This is a genomic window from Ancylobacter moscoviensis (assembly GCF_007559435.1).
In the GTDB taxonomy this organism is placed as follows: Bacteria; Pseudomonadota; Alphaproteobacteria; order Rhizobiales; family Xanthobacteraceae; genus Ancylobacter; species Ancylobacter moscoviensis.
The window spans coordinates 192,471-211,203 of record NZ_VMBP01000004.1 but is presented as its reverse complement, the minus strand read 5'-3'; the positions used below and the strand labels follow the sequence as shown (position 1 = coordinate 211,203).

The window sequence follows — 18,733 nt, the reverse complement described above, 5'->3', positions numbered from 1 at the left end:
GCGATGCAGGCGGTATCCGGAAGAGCTCAGGAGACTTACGCCTTGGCCGATCGCAGCTTCCTGCCCGGCGCCCGCGCCGCCAACGTCATCATCGCCCTCGGCGGCCTCGCGCTCGGCTGGGCGATCTATATGCGCTACGCCCTGGTCGAACAGTCGGCGGTCGGCCTCGCCTGCCGCGGCGTCGAGACCGCGACCTGCGAGACCCGCGCGCTGGTCATCACGCTGTTCGGCTATTCCGTGTTCGGCATCGCCGCGCTAATCGCCTCGCTCATCCAGCTCGTCCGCCCCTCGCTGGTGATGTTCACCATCGCGTTGATGGCGATGTCGATCGGCGTGGTCATGTACAACAACAACCTCGCCGCACTGGCGGGAGGGCTGCTGCTCATATCCTTCGCCCGACCGTGGCGAGGCGCCAGAGGGTGAAGGCCAGCACGACCAGCAGGCCGCCCGTCCACAGCGCCTGCCAGTTCGCCAGCGTCTCGTTGATCGCCACGTAGAGCCCGCTGCCGAGGAAAATGCCGGCGGCGACCAGTTCCGCGTGGCGCCCCTCGTCCTCCCGCCGGCTGCCGGCCACCAGCGCATAAAAGGCGAAGGCCGCGATGATCGGGGTCAGACCGGCGAACTGGAAGTCCTTGTAGCGCGGGTCGAACACCAGCCCGAGAGCGATCTGCGCCGTCAGCACCACCGACGCCGCCAGCAGCAAGGCGAGCACACGCTCGAACACCGTCGCACCCGGCGTCGCACCAGGGTTGAGCGCAACGGCGAGCGCAATGCGGCGCGTGCGCAGGCCGATGGCCATGGCGCAGCCGAGTGGCACCAGCACCGCCAGCACCAGCAGCGCGACGCCGCGGATCCAGCCGCCGACGCCAAGGCTCTCCACCGGCACCGTCGCCAGCAGGCGGCCGTAGAGCAGGCCGGCGAAGAAGGCAATGCCGGCGACGCCGAGCCATTCGCGCGCTTCCAGCGGCCGCGCGCCGGCGCGGCGGTTCGCCGCACCAGCCGCAAAGAACACCGCCGCGGCGAACAACACGCCGACGAACGCCTGCAGCTTCCACTCCGGGTGGTCGGAGACAGCCTCGCCCCAGGCGAACTTGAAGTCGCGCGTATAGGCATCGAGGAAGCCCCAATGTCCGCCCACCGTGCCTTCGGAGGCGCGCTTCCACGGCTGGTCGAACGCCTCGATGACGTTGAGCCGGTAGTTCTTGGCCTTGGCCAGCGCCAGCAGTTCCTGGATCACATAGGCCTGATTCGAGGGCGACGGCAGAGCGCCTTCGCGCATGCGCCCCTGGCTGGGCCAGCCGGTCTCGCCGATCAGGATCTCCTTGCCGGCGAAAATCTGCCCGACATGCTCGCGGATCGCGCCGAGATGGGCGACGGAATCCTCGGCAGCGACCGGCAGGTCCTCCCAGAACGGAAGGATGTGGACGGTGACGAAGTCGACCGAGTTGGCGAGGTCGCGGTTCCGCTCCCAGAACTCCCACACATCGGCATAGGTGACCTCGACGCCGGCGGGAACCTTCTCCCGCACCTCCTTGATGAGGGCGGCGAGATCGATGGCGGAAAGCTCTCCGCGCAGCAGCACCTCATTGCCGACGATCACGGCCTTGATGACATCCGGATTGTCCTGCGCCGCCTTCACCGCCGCGTCGATCTCCACCCGGTTCTTCGCCGCCTCCCGGCCGATCCAGATGCCCTGGAGCACGGTGAGACCGTGCTTGCGGGCGAGCTCCGGCACCACGTCGAGGCCCATTTCCGTGGAATAGGTGCGCACGCAATGGGTGATCTTCGACAGACGGGCGAAATCGTCGTCGATCTGTTCCGGCGGGATGACCAGCCCTTCTATGAAGGGCGACTGACCGGGCCGGAACGGCGCATAGGAGACGCAGGGCAGCTTCTCGCCGGCGGTCAGGGGCGAGGACGGCGCCGGCACCGGCTGACCGAGCCACGCCCAGACGGCAACGATCGCCGCACAGACCACGGCGGCAAGCGCGAGGGGCAGTCGCATGCGAGACATCTCCGGAAGATCGACCTGATACGTTTACCCTGCCGGGTAGCGGCGCTTTGGTGCGGGAGCAAGAGGGGGCGGGCAGGAGGCGGTCGGAAAGCGGCAGAATTTTGCACCGACGAGTTTCCGGCAACGCCGTCATGCTGACAAATTCCACCGCTTCTCCTACTGTCTGAACCCGTCCGGTGTTTCCTCTTTCGCGTGTGACGTTTCCCTCATGTTGTGCTCCGTTCGTACCCTCGCCGCCGCCCTGCTCGGCGGCTTCATCCTGACGGCTGCCGCTTCCGGCGGCGCCCTCGCCCAGAGTGCCGCGCCGGAGCAGAAGCCGGCCGAGCAGAAGTCGCCGGAGGAACAGGCGAAGGAGGAGGCGCTGCGCCGCTCCGTCGAGGAATATGCCGAGGCGGCCAAGCTGCCGGGCAATGCCGGCCTGCCGGAATGCGTGTGGAGCGGGCGGCGTATCGCCATGTTGCTGTGGCGCGACGATATCGACACCGCGCGCCGCCACATGGAACTCTACGAGCGCTTCGGTTGCCCGACCGAGCACCTGAAGATCGCGTTCCGCTGCCTCGTGCGGCAGGGCAACATCGACAGCAAGGCACAGGAGCGCCTGTCCGAGCGTGCGCATGCGTGCTGGGTCAACCCCGACGCGCCGCCGCCGGCCCCTGCGGCAACCGCTCCCGCGGCTCCTCCCGCGCAACAATAATTTCGCGTGGCGGCCCATCGCCCGACACCGGTGCGACATGGGCTTGCCACAGTGCGGAACAAATATCCGTGCTAACGTGTTTGCAGTTGCGAACCGGCGCTTTTGGAAGACGCCCAGCGTTTTGCCGCAATGCGGCGCCAATCGTGCTGCAACCGCGTTGAAACTGTACTATATTCCGCCCTGTATCCTCACTCCCTTTCGTGGGTAGGTCTCATGCGTCCCGCTGTTCGTGTCGCTGCCGCCGCTGTTGCGGTCGTCACGTGCGTACACGCCTTTGTCTGGTTCGCCCTGCGCGACGAGGTAACGGCGCCCGCCGTGCCCGACCGCTTCCAGAGCATGTCCTTTGCGCCTTACGGGCGTGACGCGAACCCCGATAAGGGGCAGGCGACGACCGAGGCCCAGATCCGCTCCGACATCGACGCGGTGGCGCCCTACACCCGCGCGGTACGTACTTATGCCTCGACCGGCAATCTGGAACTCGTCGCCAAGCTGGCCGGCGAGAAGGGCCTGAAGACCACGGTCGGCGCGTGGATCGACACCGACGAGAAGCGCAACGAGCGCGAGATCGCCAACGCGCTCGACGCGGCGCGCAAGAACCCCAACGTGGTCGGCATCGTGGTCGGCAACGAGTCCATCCTGCGCGCCGAGAAGACGCCGGAAGAACTCGTCGAAATCATCCGCAAGGTGAAGAGCCAGACCAACGTCCCGGTGACCACCGGCGAGACGTGGGACGTCTGGCTCGACCACCCCGAGCTCGTCTCGGCGGTCGACTACATCGCCGCTCACATCCTGCCCTATTGGGAGGGCGTTCCGGCCGATCAGGTCGTCGAGCGCTCCATCGGCATCTATGAGCGCCTGCGCGCCGCCTATCCGGGCAAGCGCATCGTCATCGCCGAATTCGGCTGGCCGAGCGCGGGCTACAACCGCGACGCCGCCGTTCCCGGCGAGATGGAACAGGCCCAGGTCATCCGTTCCTTCGCTTCCCGCGCCGACGCGCTTGGCATCGAATACAACCTGATCGAGGCCTTCGACGCTCCGTGGAAGAGCTTCGAGGGCAGCGTCGGCCAGTATTGGGGCGTTCTCGACGCCGACCGCGCGGTCAAGTTCCCGCTCACCGGCCCGATCACCCCGTCGACCTATACCGCGACGGCCGCCATCGCCCTCCTGCTGGGCATCGCCTTCTCGCTGCCGGTCTTCCGCTTCGCGCGGCTGACCATGACGCAGGCCGTCGTAATGGCCGGCGCCGCCAGCCTCGTCGGCGCGTGGATCGCCACCGTGACGGACTACTGGCTGACCCACTATGTCGTGGGCGGCAACAAGGTGACGTTCATCATCAGCCTCGTGCTGCTGGTGCCGCTGGTCATCGTCATGCTGTACCGCGTGGAAGAGCTGGCCACCATCGCCTTCGGTCGCACGCCGCGCCGCCTGCTGCGCAACCATGCGGCGGCGACGCCGGCCCGCACGCCGAAGGTCTCGATCCACATCCCGGCCTACAAGGAGCCGCCGGAGATGCTGAAGCAGACGCTCGACGGCGTCGCCCGGCTCAACTGGCCGAACTTCGAGTGCCTGGTCATCATCAACAACACCCCGGATCCCGCCTTCTGGGAGCCGATCGAGGCCTATTGCCGCGAGCTGGGTGATCGCTTCAAGTTCATCAACCTGCCCAAGGTCGCGGGCTTCAAGGCCGGCGCGCTGCGCGCCGCCATGCTCCAGACCGCGCCGGACGCCGAGATCATCGGCATCATCGACGCCGATTATGTCGTCGATCCCAACTGGCTGAGCGACCTCGTCCCGACCTTCGAGGACCCGACGGTAGGCATCGTTCAGGCGCCGCAGGATCACCGCGACGCCAACCGCAGCCTGCTGCACGAGGCAATGAACACCGAATATGCCGGCTTCTTCGACATCGGCATGGTCCAGCGCAACGAGCATGACGCCATCGTCGTGCACGGCACCATGTGCCTGATGCGCCGTGCCGCCATGGTGGAAGCGGGGGACTGGTCGAGCGACACGATCTGCGAGGACACCGATCTCGGCCTGGCGATCGTCGAGCGCGGCTGGAAGAGCCACTACACCAACACCCGCTACGGCTGGGGCCTGCTGCCGGACGACTTCGCCTCGTTCAAGAAGCAGCGCCACCGCTGGGCCTATGGCGGCATGCAGATCATCAAGAAGCACTGGCGCCGCATGCTGCCGAATGGTGGCACGCGCCTCACCTCGGCCCAGCGTCGCGAGTTCGCCATCGGCTGGGTGAGCTGGCTCGGCTCGGAGAGCGTGGGCGCGCTGATGGCGATCCTGTCGCTGCTCTGGGTGCCGTTCGTGCTCGGCCTCGGCATCGCGGTGCCGCAGCGCATCCTCACCGTGCCGATCGTGTTCTGCTTCGGCATCTACATCCTGCACTTCTGCGCCCTCTACCGGCTGCGCGTGGCGACCACGCCGGTCCGCATGATCGGTGCGGCCTTCGCGGCGATGGCGGTGCAGTTCACCGTGGCCAAGGCGGTCTATGACAGCTTCCGCTACAAGGACCTCGCCTTCGCCCGCACGGCCAAGGGCAGCTGGCTGGCGGACGCCGCCCGCGCCTTCCCGGCCCTGCCGGAGGCGGTGATCGGCGCCGGTCTCATGCTCTCGGCCATCGGCCTGCGCCTTACCAACTGGCACGCGGTGGTGGAGATCGACCTGTTCGCCTTCGCCCTCGCCATCCAGAGCCTGCCCTTCCTGGCGGCGGCTGGCATCGGCTGGCTGGAGGGTTCGAACCTGAACTCCTTCGCCACCTGGACCGCGCTGCGCGCCCGTGCCCTGGCCCTGCTGCCCGGCCGTTCCGTGCAGCCGGAAGCGATCCCGGAGAAGGTGCGCAGCTGAGGCGCCTCTCCCACCGACCGAAATGACAAAAGGCCCGGATGCTCTCCGGGCCTTTTGCTTTTTCAGGGTCCCGTCTTGAGGATCAGGCGGCGGGCTCGAAGGCCAGCGTCGCGCCGAGGGCCGATTTCGGTCCGACGACCACCAGTCCTTCGATCTCCTCTGCCGCCATGCGCGAGGCGGAAACACGCCGGCGCAGGCGCTCGATATCGGCCACCGCGAAGCGGATCGCCGCCAGCCGAAGGCCCGGCCCGGCCGGCGCGGCAATGCCGAAACGCTCGGTGAACAGAGCCTGGCTCATCAGGTCGATATCGCCGCGCGGGGTCTTCGCGATGTACCAGCCCTCCACAGCCCGGCGCGGCGCGGTGCCGGCGAAAACCGAGAGGAAGTCGACATGCGCGGCGGGATCCTCCGCCGTCAGCACCACACCGGCGACGCCGGTCGTGCCGTTCATGTGGCGCTGCAGGTCGGGCGCCCAGAAATTCTCGGGCCGACGCTGCAGGCAGGTGAAGAAGCCGGCATGCGGCGAGGCCGCGTCGCGCGCGAAGGCCAGCGAAAAGGCGACCTCGACGTCGGAGCCATCCGGCCGCTTGCCCTGCCGCGAGAAGTCGAACACGTCGAAACCGCCGATACCGGCCGTATCGAATTCGAGCTTGTCCGCCGCCGGATCGCTGCCTTCCAGAACCAGCATGGAAAGGCCCGGCCCTACATCGGCGAGGAAATCGCGATTGAAGGCGCCGAAGGAAAAGGCCGTCTCGCCATGCGGAGGAATCGCGTCCGGCTCGGAAATCTCGAGCAGCTCGACGAAGAAGCCGGGCGTCTGTACCAGCCGGTTGTCCGTGCCCCAGGGATGGCGGTTGCGCGTGCCGACGGTGAAGCCAAGCATATCGTACAGCTCGCCCGCCGCATCGAGATCGCGAACGACATGGACGACATGATCAAGACCCCGGGCCACCAGCTCACTCCTCTTCCCGTTACCGCTGCCCCATCGGCGCAGCCGGCTCACATTGACCTGGATGTGAAGAGAGCACGGGCCGGACGCGCGAATCCAGCCTCGATTGCCCGTATGGGGCGATTCACCGGCAGAAGGAAGATTTTACCGGAAGGTGTGGCGCAGCGTCAGATGCGCCCGAAGCGGGCGATCGGAAAGCCCAGCGCGATCGGGCTTTCCGCCCGATCGCCATGTTTCTCAGAACAGCCGGCTCTGCACCGCCGCCGCGCCGATGAAGGAGGCGAACAGCGGGTGGGGCTCGAACGGGCGCGACTTCAGCTCCGGATGAAACTGCACGCCCACGAACCAAGGGTGGTCGGGATACTCGATGATCTCCGGCAGCAGCCCGTCCGGTGACAGGCCGGAGAACTTCATACCGCATGCCTCCAGCCGGTCGCGATAGGCCATGTTGACCTCGTAGCGGTGGCGATGGCGTTCGGAAATGATCGTGCTGTCATAAATCTCCGCCACGCGGCTGCCTTCCGCCAGCGCCGCCGGATAGGCACCGAGGCGCATGGTACCGCCGAGATCGCCGCCGAGGCCGCGCTTCTCGAGATCGTTGCCGCGCAGCCATTCGGTGAGCAGGCCGACCACCGGCTCGCTCGTAGGGCCGAACTCCGTCGAGTTGGCGCCGGTGACGCCGGCAAGGTTCCGCGTCGCTTCGATCACCGCCATCTGCATGCCGAAGCAGATGCCGAGATAGGGCACGCGCCGCTCGCGGGCGAACTGCGCCGCCCGGATCTTGCCCTCGGCGCCGCGCTGGCCGAAGCCGCCCGGCACGAGGATGCCGTGCACATGCTCGAGGAACGGCGCGGGATCCTCGCGCTCGAAGATCTCGCTCTCGATCCAGTCGAGCGTGACCCGCACATTGTTGGCGAGACCGCCATGGGTCAGCGCCTCGATGAGGGACTTATAGGCGTCCTTCATGCCGGTGTACTTGCCGACGATGGCGATCGTGACCGCCCCTTCCGGGTTGCGGATGCCTGCCTCGACCTTCTTCCAGCGCGTCAGGTCCGGCTCCGGCACCGGCTCGATGCCGAAGGCGGCCAGCACTTCCGTGTCGAGCCCCGCTTCGTGATAGGCCGACGGCACGGCATAGATGTTGTCGGCGTCGCGCGCCTCGATCACCGCGCTCTCGCGGACATTGCAGAACAGGCCGAGCTTGCGGCGTTCCTCGCGCGGAATCTCGCGGTCGGTGCGGCAGAGCAGGATGTCGGGCGCGATGCCGATGGAGCGCAGCTCCTTCACCGAGTGCTGGGTCGGCTTGGTCTTCAGCTCGCCGGCCGAGGGAATGAAGGGCAGCAGCGTCAGGTGGATGTAGATGCAGTGCTTGCGGGGCAGCTCGTTGCCGATCTGCCGGATCGCCTCGAGGAACGGCATCGCCTCGATATCGCCGACCGTGCCGCCGATCTCCACCAGCACGAAGTCGTACCCCTCGTTGCCGGTGAGGACGAAGTCCTTGATGGCGTTGGTGACGTGCGGAATCACCTGAATGGTGGCACCGAGATAGTCACCGCGCCGCTCCTTGGCGAGGATGTCCTGATAGATGCGGCCGGTGGTGATGTTGTCCTGCTTGGTCGCGGGACGCCCGGTGAACCGTTCGTAGTGGCCGAGGTCGAGGTCGGTTTCGGCACCGTCGTCGGTGACGAAGACTTCGCCGTGCTGATACGGGCTCATAGTGCCCGGATCGACGTTCAGGTAGGGGTCCAGTTTGCGCAGCCGGGTCTTGTAACCACGGGCCTGCAGCAAAGCACCGAGAGCGGCGGAGGCGAGGCCCTTGCCAAGCGAGGACACGACGCCGCCGGTGATGAAAATATAGCGCGCCATGGAATCCGGTTCTTATCGGCAAAAACGCGATTCGACGAGAGCCCGTCTTGCCGTACGCGCTCTCGCCTGTGGGTAAATGAAACGCGGCCCGAATTCTCCAGTGGAATCGGGTCGCGCCGGGATCACTGCGACTGCGGAACCTGCGGTGCCGCCGGGGCGGCGGGCGGCGCAGGCTGGGCGCCCTTGAGCTGATCGAGCACCGTGCCGCCGGGGGCGGGAGCGCCTGGAGCACCCGGAACGCTGGTCGCGGGTGCGTTGAAGATCGTCGTCGGCCCACGGCCCCAGCCGGCGAGAATGGTCAGCGACAGGCTGGTGACGAAGAACAGCGCCGCCAGAATGGCCGTGGCGCGGGTCAGCACGTTGGCCGTGCCGCGCGCGCTGAAGAAACCACCGCCACCGCCGCCGCCACCAATGCCGAGGCCGCCCCCTTCCGAACGCTGGATCAGCACGACGCCGATCAGGGCCAGCACGACCATGAGATGGATGACGATGAGTACGGTTTGCATCTGACGCCTTCAAAATGCTCGTGCGACGGCGGGCGAGCCATGCCCACCGCAATCTTTGGGCGCGTTCCTACACGATTGCGCCCGCCGTTTCCAGCCGGCGCCGCACCCGATAGCGGGAGAGCTGCCCGCCTATAGATAGGCGCGCGCGATGGCGATGAAAGACTCCGCCTTCAGGCTCGCGCCCCCGACCAGCGCGCCATCCACATTGGGCACATGCAGAATCTCGCCCGCGTTCTCCGGCTTGACCGAGCCGCCATAGAGCAGCCGCATGCCCGCTCCCTCGTCGCCGAACCGGGCAATGAGTTCCTCGCGCAGCACGCCGTGCATCTCGGCGATATCGTCAATGGTCGGCGTCCGGCCGGTCCCGATGGCCCAGACGGGTTCATAGGCGATGACGACATTGGCGGCGGTCGCGCCATCCGGCAACGAGCCGGCGAGCTGCGTGCGCACTACATCGAGCGCCCGGAATTCATCGCGCTCGGCATGGGTTTCGCCGACGCACAGGATCGCGACCAGCCCGGCGCGCCAGGCGGCCAGTACCTTGGCGCGCGCCATGGCGTCGGTCTCGCCGTGGTCGGCGCGGCGCTCGGAATGGCCGAGGATAACGGCAGTGGCGCCGGTGTCGGCGATCATCTCGGCGGCGATGTCGCCGGTGTAGGCGCCGCTCGGCTTGGCATGGCAATCCTGGCCGCCGATGCCGATGCGGGTACCCAGCGCGACGACGGCAAGCGTCGACATCAGCGTCGCCGGCGGACAGATCAGCAGATCCACCTTCGCCTTCAGCCCGGCGTCATATCCCTCGGCGATGCGGCCGAACTCGGCGACCGACGCCTTGACGCCGTGCATCTTCCAGTTCCCAGCAACCAGCGGACGACGCTTCGACATACGCCCTCACCCCTTCCGTCTCAAACTCTTCACAAAGGCCTCATAGCAGACTGCCACGGCCTTAACAGCGTCGCGTACGGGGGGCAAAAGGGCGCATGAGTGCCGTTGCGGCGGACCGGGCGCCTCCTTATGATGCGCGCCTTTCGCGCGCCGGGCCTTCTGCCCGCATGACGCCAGACGAGAAACTAGATGCTTGAGACGCTGCGCAAGAGCGCTTCCGGAATTGTCGCCAAGATCCTGATGAGCCTCCTTATCCTCAGCTTCGCGGTGTGGGGAATCGCCGACGTGTTCCGCGGCTTCGGCAGCCAGACGCTGGCGACCATCGGCGACAGCGAGATCACCGTCCCGGAATTCCGTCAGCTCTATCAAGAGCGGCTGCAGCAAATCAGCCAGCAGATCAAGCGCGGCATCACGCCGGACCAGGCCCGCGCGCTCGGCATTCCTGACCAGCTTCTCAACGAGCAGCTTGCCGAAGCCGCCCTCAATGACCAGGCGAACGCGCTCGGGCTCGCGCTGTCCGATGCCGAGATCGCCCGGCGGGTGCAGAGCAACCCGGCCTTCTTCGGCCCGGGCGGCAGCTTCGATCCGAATTACTTCGCGCAGCTGCTGCGCTCGAACGGCTTCACCGAGGCGCGCTTCGTCGACGCCGAACGCCGGCTCGCGCTGCGCCAGCAGCTCATTCAGTCGCTCGGCGGCGGCATCGAAGTGCCGAAGGTCCTCAAGGACGCCATAGCCCGCTATGAGAGCGAAGAGCGCTCGGTCAATTACGCGCTCCTGTCGCCCACCGCCCTTCCCGCCCCGGCGGATCCGTCGGAGGAGGAGCTGCGCAAGTTCTTCGATGAACGCCAGGTGGCTTTCCGCGCGCCGGAATACCGCAAGCTCGGCGTGCTGGTGCTCACCCCCGAGGCGCTCGCCACGGCTGAAAGCGTGACCGACGCCGAGGTCGAGGCCGCGTACAACGCGAACGTGTCTTCCTATGGCACGCTCGAGAAGCGGGTCGTCCAGCAGATCGTCTTCCCCAATGAGGAAGAAGCGAAAGCGGCCGCCGACCGTATCACGGCGGGCACGCCCTTCGCCGACATCGTGGCCGAACGCAAGCTGGCCCCGAAGGACGTCGATCTCGGCGATGTGACGCGCGGCGACATCTTCGACAAGGCAGTCGCGGACGCGGCATTCTCCCTCGCGCCGAACGGCACCAGCGGCGTGATCGCCGGCCGATTCGGCCCGGTGATCGTCCATGTCGGCGCCGTCACCCCCGGCACGACCAAGCCGCTTGCCGAGGTGGCCTACGACATCCGCTCGCAGCTCCAGCTCGATGCGGGGCGCCGGTTGATGCTCACCAAGTACGACCAGATCGAGGACGAGCGCGCCGGGGGCGCCCAGCTCGGCGAGATCGCCGGCAAGGTCAGCCTCCCGCTCCAGAGCTTCGACACCAATATCCAGGGACAGATGCCAGACGGCGCCTCTATCCCGGCCATTCCCTCCCGCTCGGACGTGCTGCGCGGCGCCTTCGCCGCCGATGTCGGAACGGAGAACGACCCGATCCAGCTGCCGCAGAACGGGGGCTATGTCTGGTATGAGGTCGAGGGCGTCACCGCCCCGCGCGATCGCACCTTCGAGGAGGCGCGCGCCCAGGTGCTGGACCGCTGGAAGCAGGACAAGGCCGCCGAGGCGCTCGACAAGAAGGTCGAGGAGATCAAGGCCCGGATCGCCGCCGGCGAAGCCTTCGACAAGGTGGTGACGGAATCCGGCCTCGAGCTGCGCGCCGCCAACGGCCTGCGCCGCGGCCGCACCGCCGACGGCGTGCCGCAGGACATCCTCAACGCGGTGTTCGAAACGCCGGAAGGCAGCGTTGGCAGCACCCTGGCGGAAGGGGGCGACAGCCGCCTGCTGTTCCAGGTGCTGCGCGTGGCCGTGCCCGACGCCGGCACGCAGAACGACAAGCTCGTCGCCGATGTACGCCAGAGCTTCGAAAACGATCTGATGACGGAATATCTGGTCGATCTGCAGGGCCAGCTCGGCGCCCGCATCAACCGCGCGGCGCTCGACCAGATCGTCGGCACCGACGCGGTCAACTGATCCGGGAACCGCGTCATGAGCCTCACACCCGACACCGCCGCCTTCGCGGCGGTCTATGAGCGCGGCGAAGCGCAGGTGGTTTCGACCACGCTGATCGCCGACCTCGAAACCCCGGTCTCGGCCTTCCTCAAGATCGCCGGCGAGCGGCCGAACAGCTTCCTGCTGGAATCCGTCGAGGGCGGCGCCACGCGTGGGCGCTACTCGATGATCGGCATCGAGCCGGACGTGATCTGGCGCTGCCGGGGCGAGCGGGCGGAGATCAACCGCCATGCCGCAACCGACCCGGAGGCTTTCGAGCCCTGCACGGACAAGCCGCTGGTCTCGCTGCGCAAGCTGGTGGCGGAATCGCGCATCCAGCTGCCGGCGGGCGCCCCGCCGATGGCGGCCGGCGTGTTCGGCTATCTCGGCTACGACATGGTGCGCCAGATGGAGCGCCTCCCGGAAGCCAAGCCCGACATCCTCGGCGTGCCGGATTCGCTGTTCATCCGCCCCACCGTGATGGTGATCTTCGACACGGTGCGCGACGAGATCACCGTTGTCACGCCGGTGCGCCCCGAAGCGGGCATTTCGGCCGGCGCGGCCTATGAAAAGGCGCGCGAGCGGCTGGAGCGCGTCATCGCCGCTCTCGACAGCGCGCTGCCGAATCTGCCGGCGGAGGACGCCTTCCATCAGGCGGTCGAACCGCAGTCCAACACGGAGCCGGCGGTCTATCGCGACATGGTGGAGCGGGCGAAGGAGTACATCCGCGCCGGCGACATCTTCCAGGTGGTGCTCTCCCAGCGCTTCGAGGCGCCTTTCACCCTGCCCTCCTTCTCGCTCTACCGGGCTCTGCGGCGGATCAACCCGGCGCCGTTCCTCGTCTATTTCAACTTCGGGGGGTTCGCACTGGTGTGCTCCAGCCCGGAAATCCTGGTCCGGCTGCGCGACGACACCGTCACCATCCGCCCGATCGCCGGCACCCGCCGGCGCGGTGCCACTCCACACGAGGACAAGGCGCTGGAAGATGAGCTGATGGCCGATCCGAAAGAGCGCGCCGAGCACCTGATGCTGCTCGATCTGGGCCGCAACGATGTCGGCCGCGTCTCCAAGATCGGCTCGGTGCACGTCACCGACAGCTTCTTCGTCGAGCGCTACAGCCAGGTGATGCACATCGTCTCCAACGTCGAAGGCGAGCTCGACCCGCGCCATGACGCGCTCGACGCGCTGGCCGCCGGCTTTCCGGCCGGCACCGTCTCCGGTGCGCCGAAGGTGCGGGCGATGGAGATCATCGACGAGTTGGAGGCCGACAAGCGCGGTATCTATGCCGGCGCCATCGGTTATTTCAGCGCCGATGGCGAAATGGACACCTGCATCGTCCTGCGCACCGCCGTGGTGAAGGACGGGCGCATGTATGTCCAGGCCGGCGCCGGCATCGTCTACGACTCCGTGCCGGAGAGCGAACAGCAGGAATGCGTCAACAAGGCCAAGGCACTGTTCCGCGCCGGCGAGGAAGCCGTGCGCTTCGCCGCCCGGGCTGGTCGGGGACAGTGACGGGGATGGGCGGGCGGGCGCGACACGAGCGATGGCGGGGCTGGCGATAACCTCGTCGCCGACTGGCGCGGCTTGACCCCGCGCGGGTTGAACCCCTAGAGCTTTTGAGCCGGTATGAGACCGGCGAATGGACGCACGATGATCCTGCTCATCGACAATTACGACAGCTTCACCTGGAACCTCGTCCACTATATCGGCGGACTGGGCGCCGAGGTCGAGGTGCGCCGCAACGACACCCTCACCGTCGACGAGGCGATGGCGCTCAAGCCGGAGGCCATCGTCATCTCCCCCGGCCCGGCGACCCCGAACGAGGCTGGCATCAGCTGCGACCTCATCGCCCGCGCCGCGAAGGATGGCGTGCCGGTGTTCGGCGTCTGCCTCGGCCATCAGGCGATCGGCCAGGTGTTCGGCGGCGACGTCATCCGCGCGCCGATGCCGATCCACGGCAAGCTGTCGGACGTGAAGCACAAGGGCGAAGGCGTGTTCCGCGGCATCAATGGCCCGTTCAGGGCGACGCGCTACCACTCGCTGGTGGTGAAGCGCGAAACGCTGCCGACGGACCTCGCCATCACCGCAGAGACCGATGACGGGCTGATCATGGGCCTGTCGCACAAGGCGCTGCCGGTGCACGGGGTGCAGTTTCACCCCGAGAGCATCGCCTCCGAGCACGGCAAGACGATCCTCAAGAACTTCCTCGATCTGGCGCGGGCCTGGAATGCCGGTCCCGGCCGGAAGCGGGCGGCGTGACAGCGACGGAACAACAGGCGGGAACGCGCGGCGACATGGACAACCTCAAGCCCATCATCGGCAAGCTGGCCACCGGCACCACGCTGACGCGCGCCGAGGCGGCGGCGGCCTTCGACGTGATGATGTCGGGCGAAGCCACGCCCTCGCAGATCGGCGCCATCCTGATGGGACTGCGCGTGCGCGGCGAGGATGTCGAGGAGATCGCCGGCGCCGTGACCACGATGCGCGCCAAGATGCTGCGTGTGGAAGCGCCGACGGGAGCGGTCGACGTGGTGGGCACGGGTGGCGACGCCTCGGGCTCCTATAACATCTCGACCTGCGCCTCGTTCATCGTCGCCGGTGCCGGCGTGCCGGTCGCCAAGCACGGCAACCGGGCGCTATCCTCCAAGTCCGGCGCCGCCGACGTTCTGATGGCGCTCGGCGTGAAGATCGACCTCTCACCCGAGCAGATCGCCCGCTGCATCCGCGACGCCGGCATTGGCTTCATGTTCGCCCCGGCACATCATCCGGCGATGAAGCATGTCGGGCCGACGCGGGTGGAGATGGGGACGCGCACCATCTTCAACCTGATCGGGCCGCTGTCGAACCCGGCGGGTGTGACGCGGCAGATGGTCGGCGTCTTCGCCCGCGCCTGGGTCGAGCCCATCGCCGAGGTGCTGCGCACACTCGGCTCGACCCAGAGCTGGGTCGTGCACGGCTCGGACGGGCTGGACGAAATCACCACGACCGGCCCGACCTATGTCGCCGAGCTGAAGGACGGCGCAATCCGCACCTTCGAGATTACGCCGGAGGATTACGGCATCGCCCGCGCTGCGCCCGAGGCGCTGAAGGGCGGTGACGGCGCCGCCAACGCCCTCGCTTTGCGGGCCGTGCTCGCCGGCGAACCGAGCGCCTATGCCGATGTCGCTCTGTTGAACGCTGCGGCGGCGCTGGTCGTCGCCGGCAAGGTGGACGACCTCGCCGCCGGTCTCGATATTGCCCGCGACAGCCTGCGCGGCGGGCATGCCGAAGCGGCGCTGGACCGGCTGATCGCCGTCTCGGCGCTGGCGGCAGCGGAATAGCGGGAGCCGAGAGATGGCCGACATTCTCGAACGCATCGGCGCCTACAAGCGCGAGGAGATCGCGAGCGCCAAGCGCGAACGTCCCCTTCCCGAGGTGCGCGCGGCCGCCGAGGCCGCCGCACCGGCGCGCGGCTTTGCAAAAGCCATCGAGGCGAAGATCGCGCGCGGCCAGACCGCGCTGATTGCCGAGATCAAGAAGGCGAGCCCATCCAAGGGGCTCATCCGCGCCGATTTCGACCCGCCCGCCCTGGCCGCCGCCTATGAAGCCGGCGGCGCCGCCTGCCTCTCGGTGCTGACCGACAAGCCCTCCTTCCAGGGGGCGCCGGAGTTCCTCGTCGCCGCCCGCGCCGCCTGCTCGCTGCCGGCGTTGCGAAAGGACTTCATGCACGACACCTATCAGGTGTTCGAGGCACGGAGCTGGGGTGCGGACTGCATTCTCGTCATCATGGCCTCGGTCGACGACGCGCTCGCCCGCGACCTCATCGACACCGCCCACGGCCTCGGCATGGATGCGCTGGTCGAGGTGCATTCCGACGAAGAACTCGACCGCGCACTGACGCTGCCGGCCAAGCTCGTCGGCATCAACAACCGCAACCTGCGCACCTTCGAAGTGACGCTCGAAACCTCCGAGCGGCTGGCACCGCGCATTCCGGCGGATCGCGTCATCGTCGGCGAGAGCGGCATCTTCACTCCGGACGACATCGCCCGGCTCGCCAAGGTGAATATCGACACCATCCTCGTCGGCGAAAGCCTGATGCGGCAGGCTGATGTCGCGGCGGCGACGCGCGCGCTGCTGGCGCGCCCCGTCCGCGCGGTCGGCTGAGGATACGCGGCGATGGCCGACGAGCCCCGCCTCACCCATCTCGACGCCACCGGCGCGGCCAACATGGTCGATGTCGCCGACAAGGCCGTCACCGACCGCGTGGCGGTCGCCGAGGGCGCCGTGCGTATGCAGGGCGAGACGCTCGACCTCATTCTCTCCGGCAACGCGAAGAAGGGTGACGTGATCGGCACGGCGCGCCTCGCCGGCATCATGGCCGCCAAGCGCACGCATGAGCTGATCCCGCTCTGCCATGCGCTGCTGCTTTCCAAGGTCGCGGTGGAGATCGAGCCCGCCCCGTCCCTGCCCGGTCTGATCGTGCGCGCCATGGTCCGCACCACCGGCCAGACCGGAGTGGAGATGGAGGCACTGACCGCCGTCTCCGTCGCCTGCCTCACCGTCTACGACATGGCGAAAGCGGTCGATCGCGGAATGCGGATCGAGAACGTGCGGTTGCTCGAGAAATCCGGCGGCCGCTCCGGTCACTGGCAGGATAAATAGCGGAGGCGCGTCATGGCCCTGATGCCGGTCGAGGAAGCGCTGGCGCGGCTGCTGGGCGCTGCGGAGCCGCTCGCCGCCGAGACGGTTCCGCTGGCCGAAGCGGCGGGGCGCGTGCTCGCCGCCCCCGTCGTTTCCCGCCGCACCACGCCCGGCGCGGACGTCTCTGCCATGGACGGCTATGCGGTGCGGGCGCAGGACACCGCGACCATCCCCGCCACGCTGCGGCTGATCGGCGAATCCGCCGCCGGCCGGCCCTTCCCCGGACCGGTCGAGCCCGGCACGGCGGTGCGCATCTTCACCGGCGCCGTGCTTCCCACGGGCGCCGATGCCATCGTCATCCAGGAAGATACCACGCGGGCCGGCAAGAACGTTACCGTGAACGAGGCCGCCACCATAGGACGGCACATCCGCAAGGCAGGCGGCGATTTCGCGACTGGCGAGACGCTGCTAGCCCCCGGCCACAAGCTGCGCGCGCGCGATCTCGCGCTGGTCGCCGCCGCCGATGTCGCCGAGGTGAGGGTGGCCCGCCGCCCCCGCGTCGCGCTCCTCTCCACCGGCGACGAACTGGTACGCCCCGGCGCGGGAGCGCAGGCTCATCAGGTGATCGTCTCCAACATCTATTCGGTCTCCGCCCTCGCCCGAGGCGCAGGCGCCGAGGTAATCGACCTCGGCATTCTGCCCGACAACATGGAGGCAACGCAGCGGGGCGTGCGCGCGGCGCTCGATGGAGGCTTCGACGTGCTGGTGACGACCGGCGGCGCCTCGGTCGGCGACCATGATCTCATCGCGCCCGCGCTGACGGCGCAGGGCATCGAGCTGGCGGTTCACAAGATCGCCCTGCGCCCCGGCAAGCCGCTGATGTTCGGCCGCAGTTCCGGCGGCGCCGGCACCCAGGTGCTCGGACTGCCGGGCAACCCGGTCTCCGCCCATGTCTGCGCCCTGCTGTTCCTCGTGCCCCTGCTGAAGGTCATGCAGGGGCTGGCGGTTCCCGCCCGGCCGGACCTTCGCCCTGCACGGCTCGGCGCCGACGTGAAGGCCAACGAGCAGCGCATGGACTTCCAGCGCGCCGTGATCACTGGCCGCGAAGGCGACCTGCCGGTGGTGCGCCCGCTCCCCGTGCAGGACAGTTCCATGCTGCGCAACCTCGCCCGCGCCGATGTGCTGCTCGTACGCCCGCCGCACGCACCTGCCGCCAGCGCGGGCGATCCCTGCGAGATCCTGCCGCTCGAGGATTGACCGCTGCGTCCGCGGCCCTCCCCCGGGCACGCGTGTCGCACACGAAGCGCTTGGTAACCGGCGGCCTGCCCTTTATGGATGCCGGAGACGGTGTCCCGCCGCCTCACCTGATTGTCTGTCGCGCATGTCGGCCTCTCGTTCTCGCCCGCCGCTCGACCCGTCTGCCGGCAATGTCCGGCGCGGGCGGCCCACGCGCGCCGAAGAACTGCGCACGCAGCTTGCCGACGAGATCACCCGCGGCCTGCTGCTTCCCGGCACCGCTCTCGACGAATCCGCGCTGGCCGCCCGCTTCGGCGTCTCGCGCACTCCAGTGCGTGAAGCCCTCCGCGAACTGACCGCTTCCGGTCTGGTCGAGACCCGTCCCCATCGTGGAGCCGTCGTCGCCCGGCCCGGCGCCGAGCGATTGCAGAACATGTTCCAGGTGATGGCGGAGCTGGAAGCACTCAGCGCGAGCCTCTGCGCGCTCCACATGACACCGCAGGAGCGGCGCGAACTCGAGGACCTGCACGCCCGGATGGGCGAGTTGATGCGCCAGGGCGACTTCGCCGCCTATCGGGAGGCGAATGAGCGCTTCCACGCCGCGATCTATGCCGGCAGCCACAATGGCTACCTCATCGAGCTCGCCATCGGCACGCGACAGAGGCTTTCGCCCTTCCGCCGTGCTCAATTCCGCGCGCTCGGCCGCCTCGCACTCTCGCACACGGAGCACGAACGGGTGACGACCGCCATCCTTCGCGGAGAACGCGAGGCCGCAGCAAGCGCCATGCGCAGCCACATCGCCATCATCCAGGACGCCTACGAGCAATACGCCCAGTCTCTCTGAGTCGGGCGATTCGCGATGGCCGCGCCGGTCCGGGAGCGGCTCGTACGCGCCGCCGGCTGCACGGCATTTCCGCTCAGAACCCTTGCAAACTCTCGCCTCGGCACCACGCATCAGCCTTAGCGAACCCTTTACCCATTGTGGAACACAATAGGAACGGATAGTA

General features: G+C 67.9%; 16 protein-coding genes. 11 read left to right on the top strand and 5 right to left on the bottom strand.

Annotated features, from left to right (window positions below):
- The first annotated feature begins 42 nt into the window (after positions 1-42).
- Positions 43-423, top strand: a complete 381-nt coding sequence (locus FO470_RS13400; protein WP_144343473.1) for a hypothetical protein — start codon at positions 43-45, stop codon at positions 421-423.
- Here the strand turns inward: FO470_RS13400 and FO470_RS13395 are convergent.
- Positions 383-2,005, bottom strand: coding sequence for a glycoside hydrolase family 17 protein (locus tag FO470_RS13395; RefSeq protein WP_144343472.1), 1,623 nt, complete (start codon positions 2,003-2,005; stop codon positions 383-385). The genes FO470_RS13400 and FO470_RS13395 overlap by 41 nt on opposite strands.
- Positions 2,006-2,222: 217 nt before the next feature.
- Here FO470_RS13395 and FO470_RS13390 point away from each other — a divergent pair, with 217 nt between their 5' ends.
- Complete coding sequence (locus FO470_RS13390) at positions 2,223-2,708, top strand: hypothetical protein (RefSeq protein WP_144343471.1); 486 nt, start codon at positions 2,223-2,225, stop codon at positions 2,706-2,708.
- A 213-nt stretch (positions 2,709-2,921) separates the two neighbouring features.
- Entirely contained in the window at positions 2,922-5,567 is a 2,646-nt protein-coding gene (locus FO470_RS13385; protein ID WP_246659583.1) for a glycosyltransferase, read from the top strand.
- A gap of 82 nt (positions 5,568-5,649) precedes the next feature.
- On the opposite strand, the gene FO470_RS13380 is transcribed toward FO470_RS13385, so the two are convergent.
- The 4 genes from FO470_RS13380 to tpiA all read right to left on the bottom strand — a co-directional run bounded on the left by FO470_RS13380 (position 5,650) and on the right by tpiA (position 9,773).
- Entirely contained in the window at positions 5,650-6,519 is an 870-nt protein-coding gene (locus FO470_RS13380) for a VOC family protein (protein WP_186291954.1), read from the bottom strand.
- A 234-nt stretch (positions 6,520-6,753) separates the two neighbouring features.
- Entirely contained in the window at positions 6,754-8,382 is a 1,629-nt protein-coding gene (locus FO470_RS13375) for a CTP synthase (RefSeq protein ID WP_144343470.1), read from the bottom strand.
- Between the two features lie 122 nt (positions 8,383-8,504).
- A complete protein-coding gene (gene secG, locus FO470_RS13370) occupies positions 8,505-8,888 on the bottom strand; it encodes a preprotein translocase subunit SecG (RefSeq protein ID WP_144343469.1) in 384 nt (127 codons plus the stop codon).
- 129 nt (positions 8,889-9,017) lie between these two features.
- The gene (tpiA, locus tag FO470_RS13365; RefSeq protein ID WP_144343468.1) at positions 9,018-9,773 is read right to left on the bottom strand and encodes a triose-phosphate isomerase; all 756 of its coding nucleotides are present in this window, start codon (positions 9,771-9,773) and stop codon (positions 9,018-9,020) included.
- Between the two features lie 189 nt (positions 9,774-9,962).
- Here tpiA and FO470_RS13360 point away from each other — a divergent pair, with 189 nt between their 5' ends.
- The 8 genes from FO470_RS13360 to FO470_RS13325 all read left to right on the top strand — a co-directional run bounded on the left by FO470_RS13360 (position 9,963) and on the right by FO470_RS13325 (position 18,570).
- Entirely contained in the window at positions 9,963-11,852 is a 1,890-nt protein-coding gene (locus FO470_RS13360; protein ID WP_144343467.1) for a peptidylprolyl isomerase, read from the top strand.
- Between the two features lie 15 nt (positions 11,853-11,867).
- Complete coding sequence (gene trpE, locus FO470_RS13355) at positions 11,868-13,382, top strand: anthranilate synthase component I (RefSeq protein ID WP_144343466.1); 1,515 nt, start codon at positions 11,868-11,870, stop codon at positions 13,380-13,382.
- Between the two features lie 138 nt (positions 13,383-13,520).
- Complete coding sequence (locus FO470_RS13350; RefSeq protein ID WP_144343465.1) at positions 13,521-14,129, top strand: anthranilate synthase component II; 609 nt, start codon at positions 13,521-13,523, stop codon at positions 14,127-14,129.
- Positions 14,130-14,164: 35 nt separating this feature from the next.
- Positions 14,165-15,190 (top strand): anthranilate phosphoribosyltransferase, encoded by a 1,026-nt coding sequence (trpD, locus tag FO470_RS13345; protein WP_144343709.1) that lies wholly within the window; start codon positions 14,165-14,167, stop codon positions 15,188-15,190.
- 13 nt (positions 15,191-15,203) lie between these two features.
- Positions 15,204-16,013, top strand: coding sequence for an indole-3-glycerol phosphate synthase TrpC (gene trpC, locus FO470_RS13340; RefSeq protein WP_144343464.1), 810 nt, complete (start codon positions 15,204-15,206; stop codon positions 16,011-16,013).
- Between the two features lie 12 nt (positions 16,014-16,025).
- A complete protein-coding gene (gene moaC, locus FO470_RS13335) occupies positions 16,026-16,511 on the top strand; it encodes a cyclic pyranopterin monophosphate synthase MoaC (RefSeq protein WP_144343463.1) in 486 nt (161 codons plus the stop codon).
- A 12-nt stretch (positions 16,512-16,523) separates the two neighbouring features.
- Positions 16,524-17,747: a molybdopterin molybdotransferase MoeA gene (locus FO470_RS13330; RefSeq protein ID WP_144343462.1), complete on the top strand. Its 1,224-nt coding sequence runs from the start codon at positions 16,524-16,526 to the stop codon at positions 17,745-17,747.
- 124 nt (positions 17,748-17,871) lie between these two features.
- Entirely contained in the window at positions 17,872-18,570 is a 699-nt protein-coding gene (locus FO470_RS13325; RefSeq protein WP_144343461.1) for a GntR family transcriptional regulator, read from the top strand.
- The last annotated feature ends 163 nt before the right edge of the window (positions 18,571-18,733 follow it).

Coding starts and splice junctions, on each gene's coding strand:
- FO470_RS13395 (WP_144343472.1), bottom strand. CDS start 2,005: ATGCGACTGCCCCTCGCGCTTGCCGCCGTGGTCTGTGCGGCGATCGTT.
- FO470_RS13390 (WP_144343471.1), top strand. CDS start 2,223: ATGTTGTGCTCCGTTCGTACCCTCGCCGCCGCCCTGCTCGGCGGCTTC.
- FO470_RS13385 (WP_246659583.1), top strand. CDS start 2,922: ATGCGTCCCGCTGTTCGTGTCGCTGCCGCCGCTGTTGCGGTCGTCACG.
- FO470_RS13375 (WP_144343470.1), bottom strand. CDS start 8,382: ATGGCGCGCTATATTTTCATCACCGGCGGCGTCGTGTCCTCGCTTGGC.
- secG (WP_144343469.1), bottom strand. CDS start 8,888: ATGCAAACCGTACTCATCGTCATCCATCTCATGGTCGTGCTGGCCCTG.
- tpiA (WP_144343468.1), bottom strand. CDS start 9,773: ATGTCGAAGCGTCGTCCGCTGGTTGCTGGGAACTGGAAGATGCACGGC.
- FO470_RS13360 (WP_144343467.1), top strand. CDS start 9,963: ATGCTTGAGACGCTGCGCAAGAGCGCTTCCGGAATTGTCGCCAAGATC.
- trpE (WP_144343466.1), top strand. CDS start 11,868: ATGAGCCTCACACCCGACACCGCCGCCTTCGCGGCGGTCTATGAGCGC.
- FO470_RS13350 (WP_144343465.1), top strand. CDS start 13,521: ATGATCCTGCTCATCGACAATTACGACAGCTTCACCTGGAACCTCGTC.
- trpD (WP_144343709.1), top strand. CDS start 14,165: ATGGACAACCTCAAGCCCATCATCGGCAAGCTGGCCACCGGCACCACG.
- trpC (WP_144343464.1), top strand. CDS start 15,204: ATGGCCGACATTCTCGAACGCATCGGCGCCTACAAGCGCGAGGAGATC.
- moaC (WP_144343463.1), top strand. CDS start 16,026: ATGGCCGACGAGCCCCGCCTCACCCATCTCGACGCCACCGGCGCGGCC.
- FO470_RS13330 (WP_144343462.1), top strand. CDS start 16,524: ATGGCCCTGATGCCGGTCGAGGAAGCGCTGGCGCGGCTGCTGGGCGCT.
- FO470_RS13325 (WP_144343461.1), top strand. CDS start 17,872: ATGTCGGCCTCTCGTTCTCGCCCGCCGCTCGACCCGTCTGCCGGCAAT.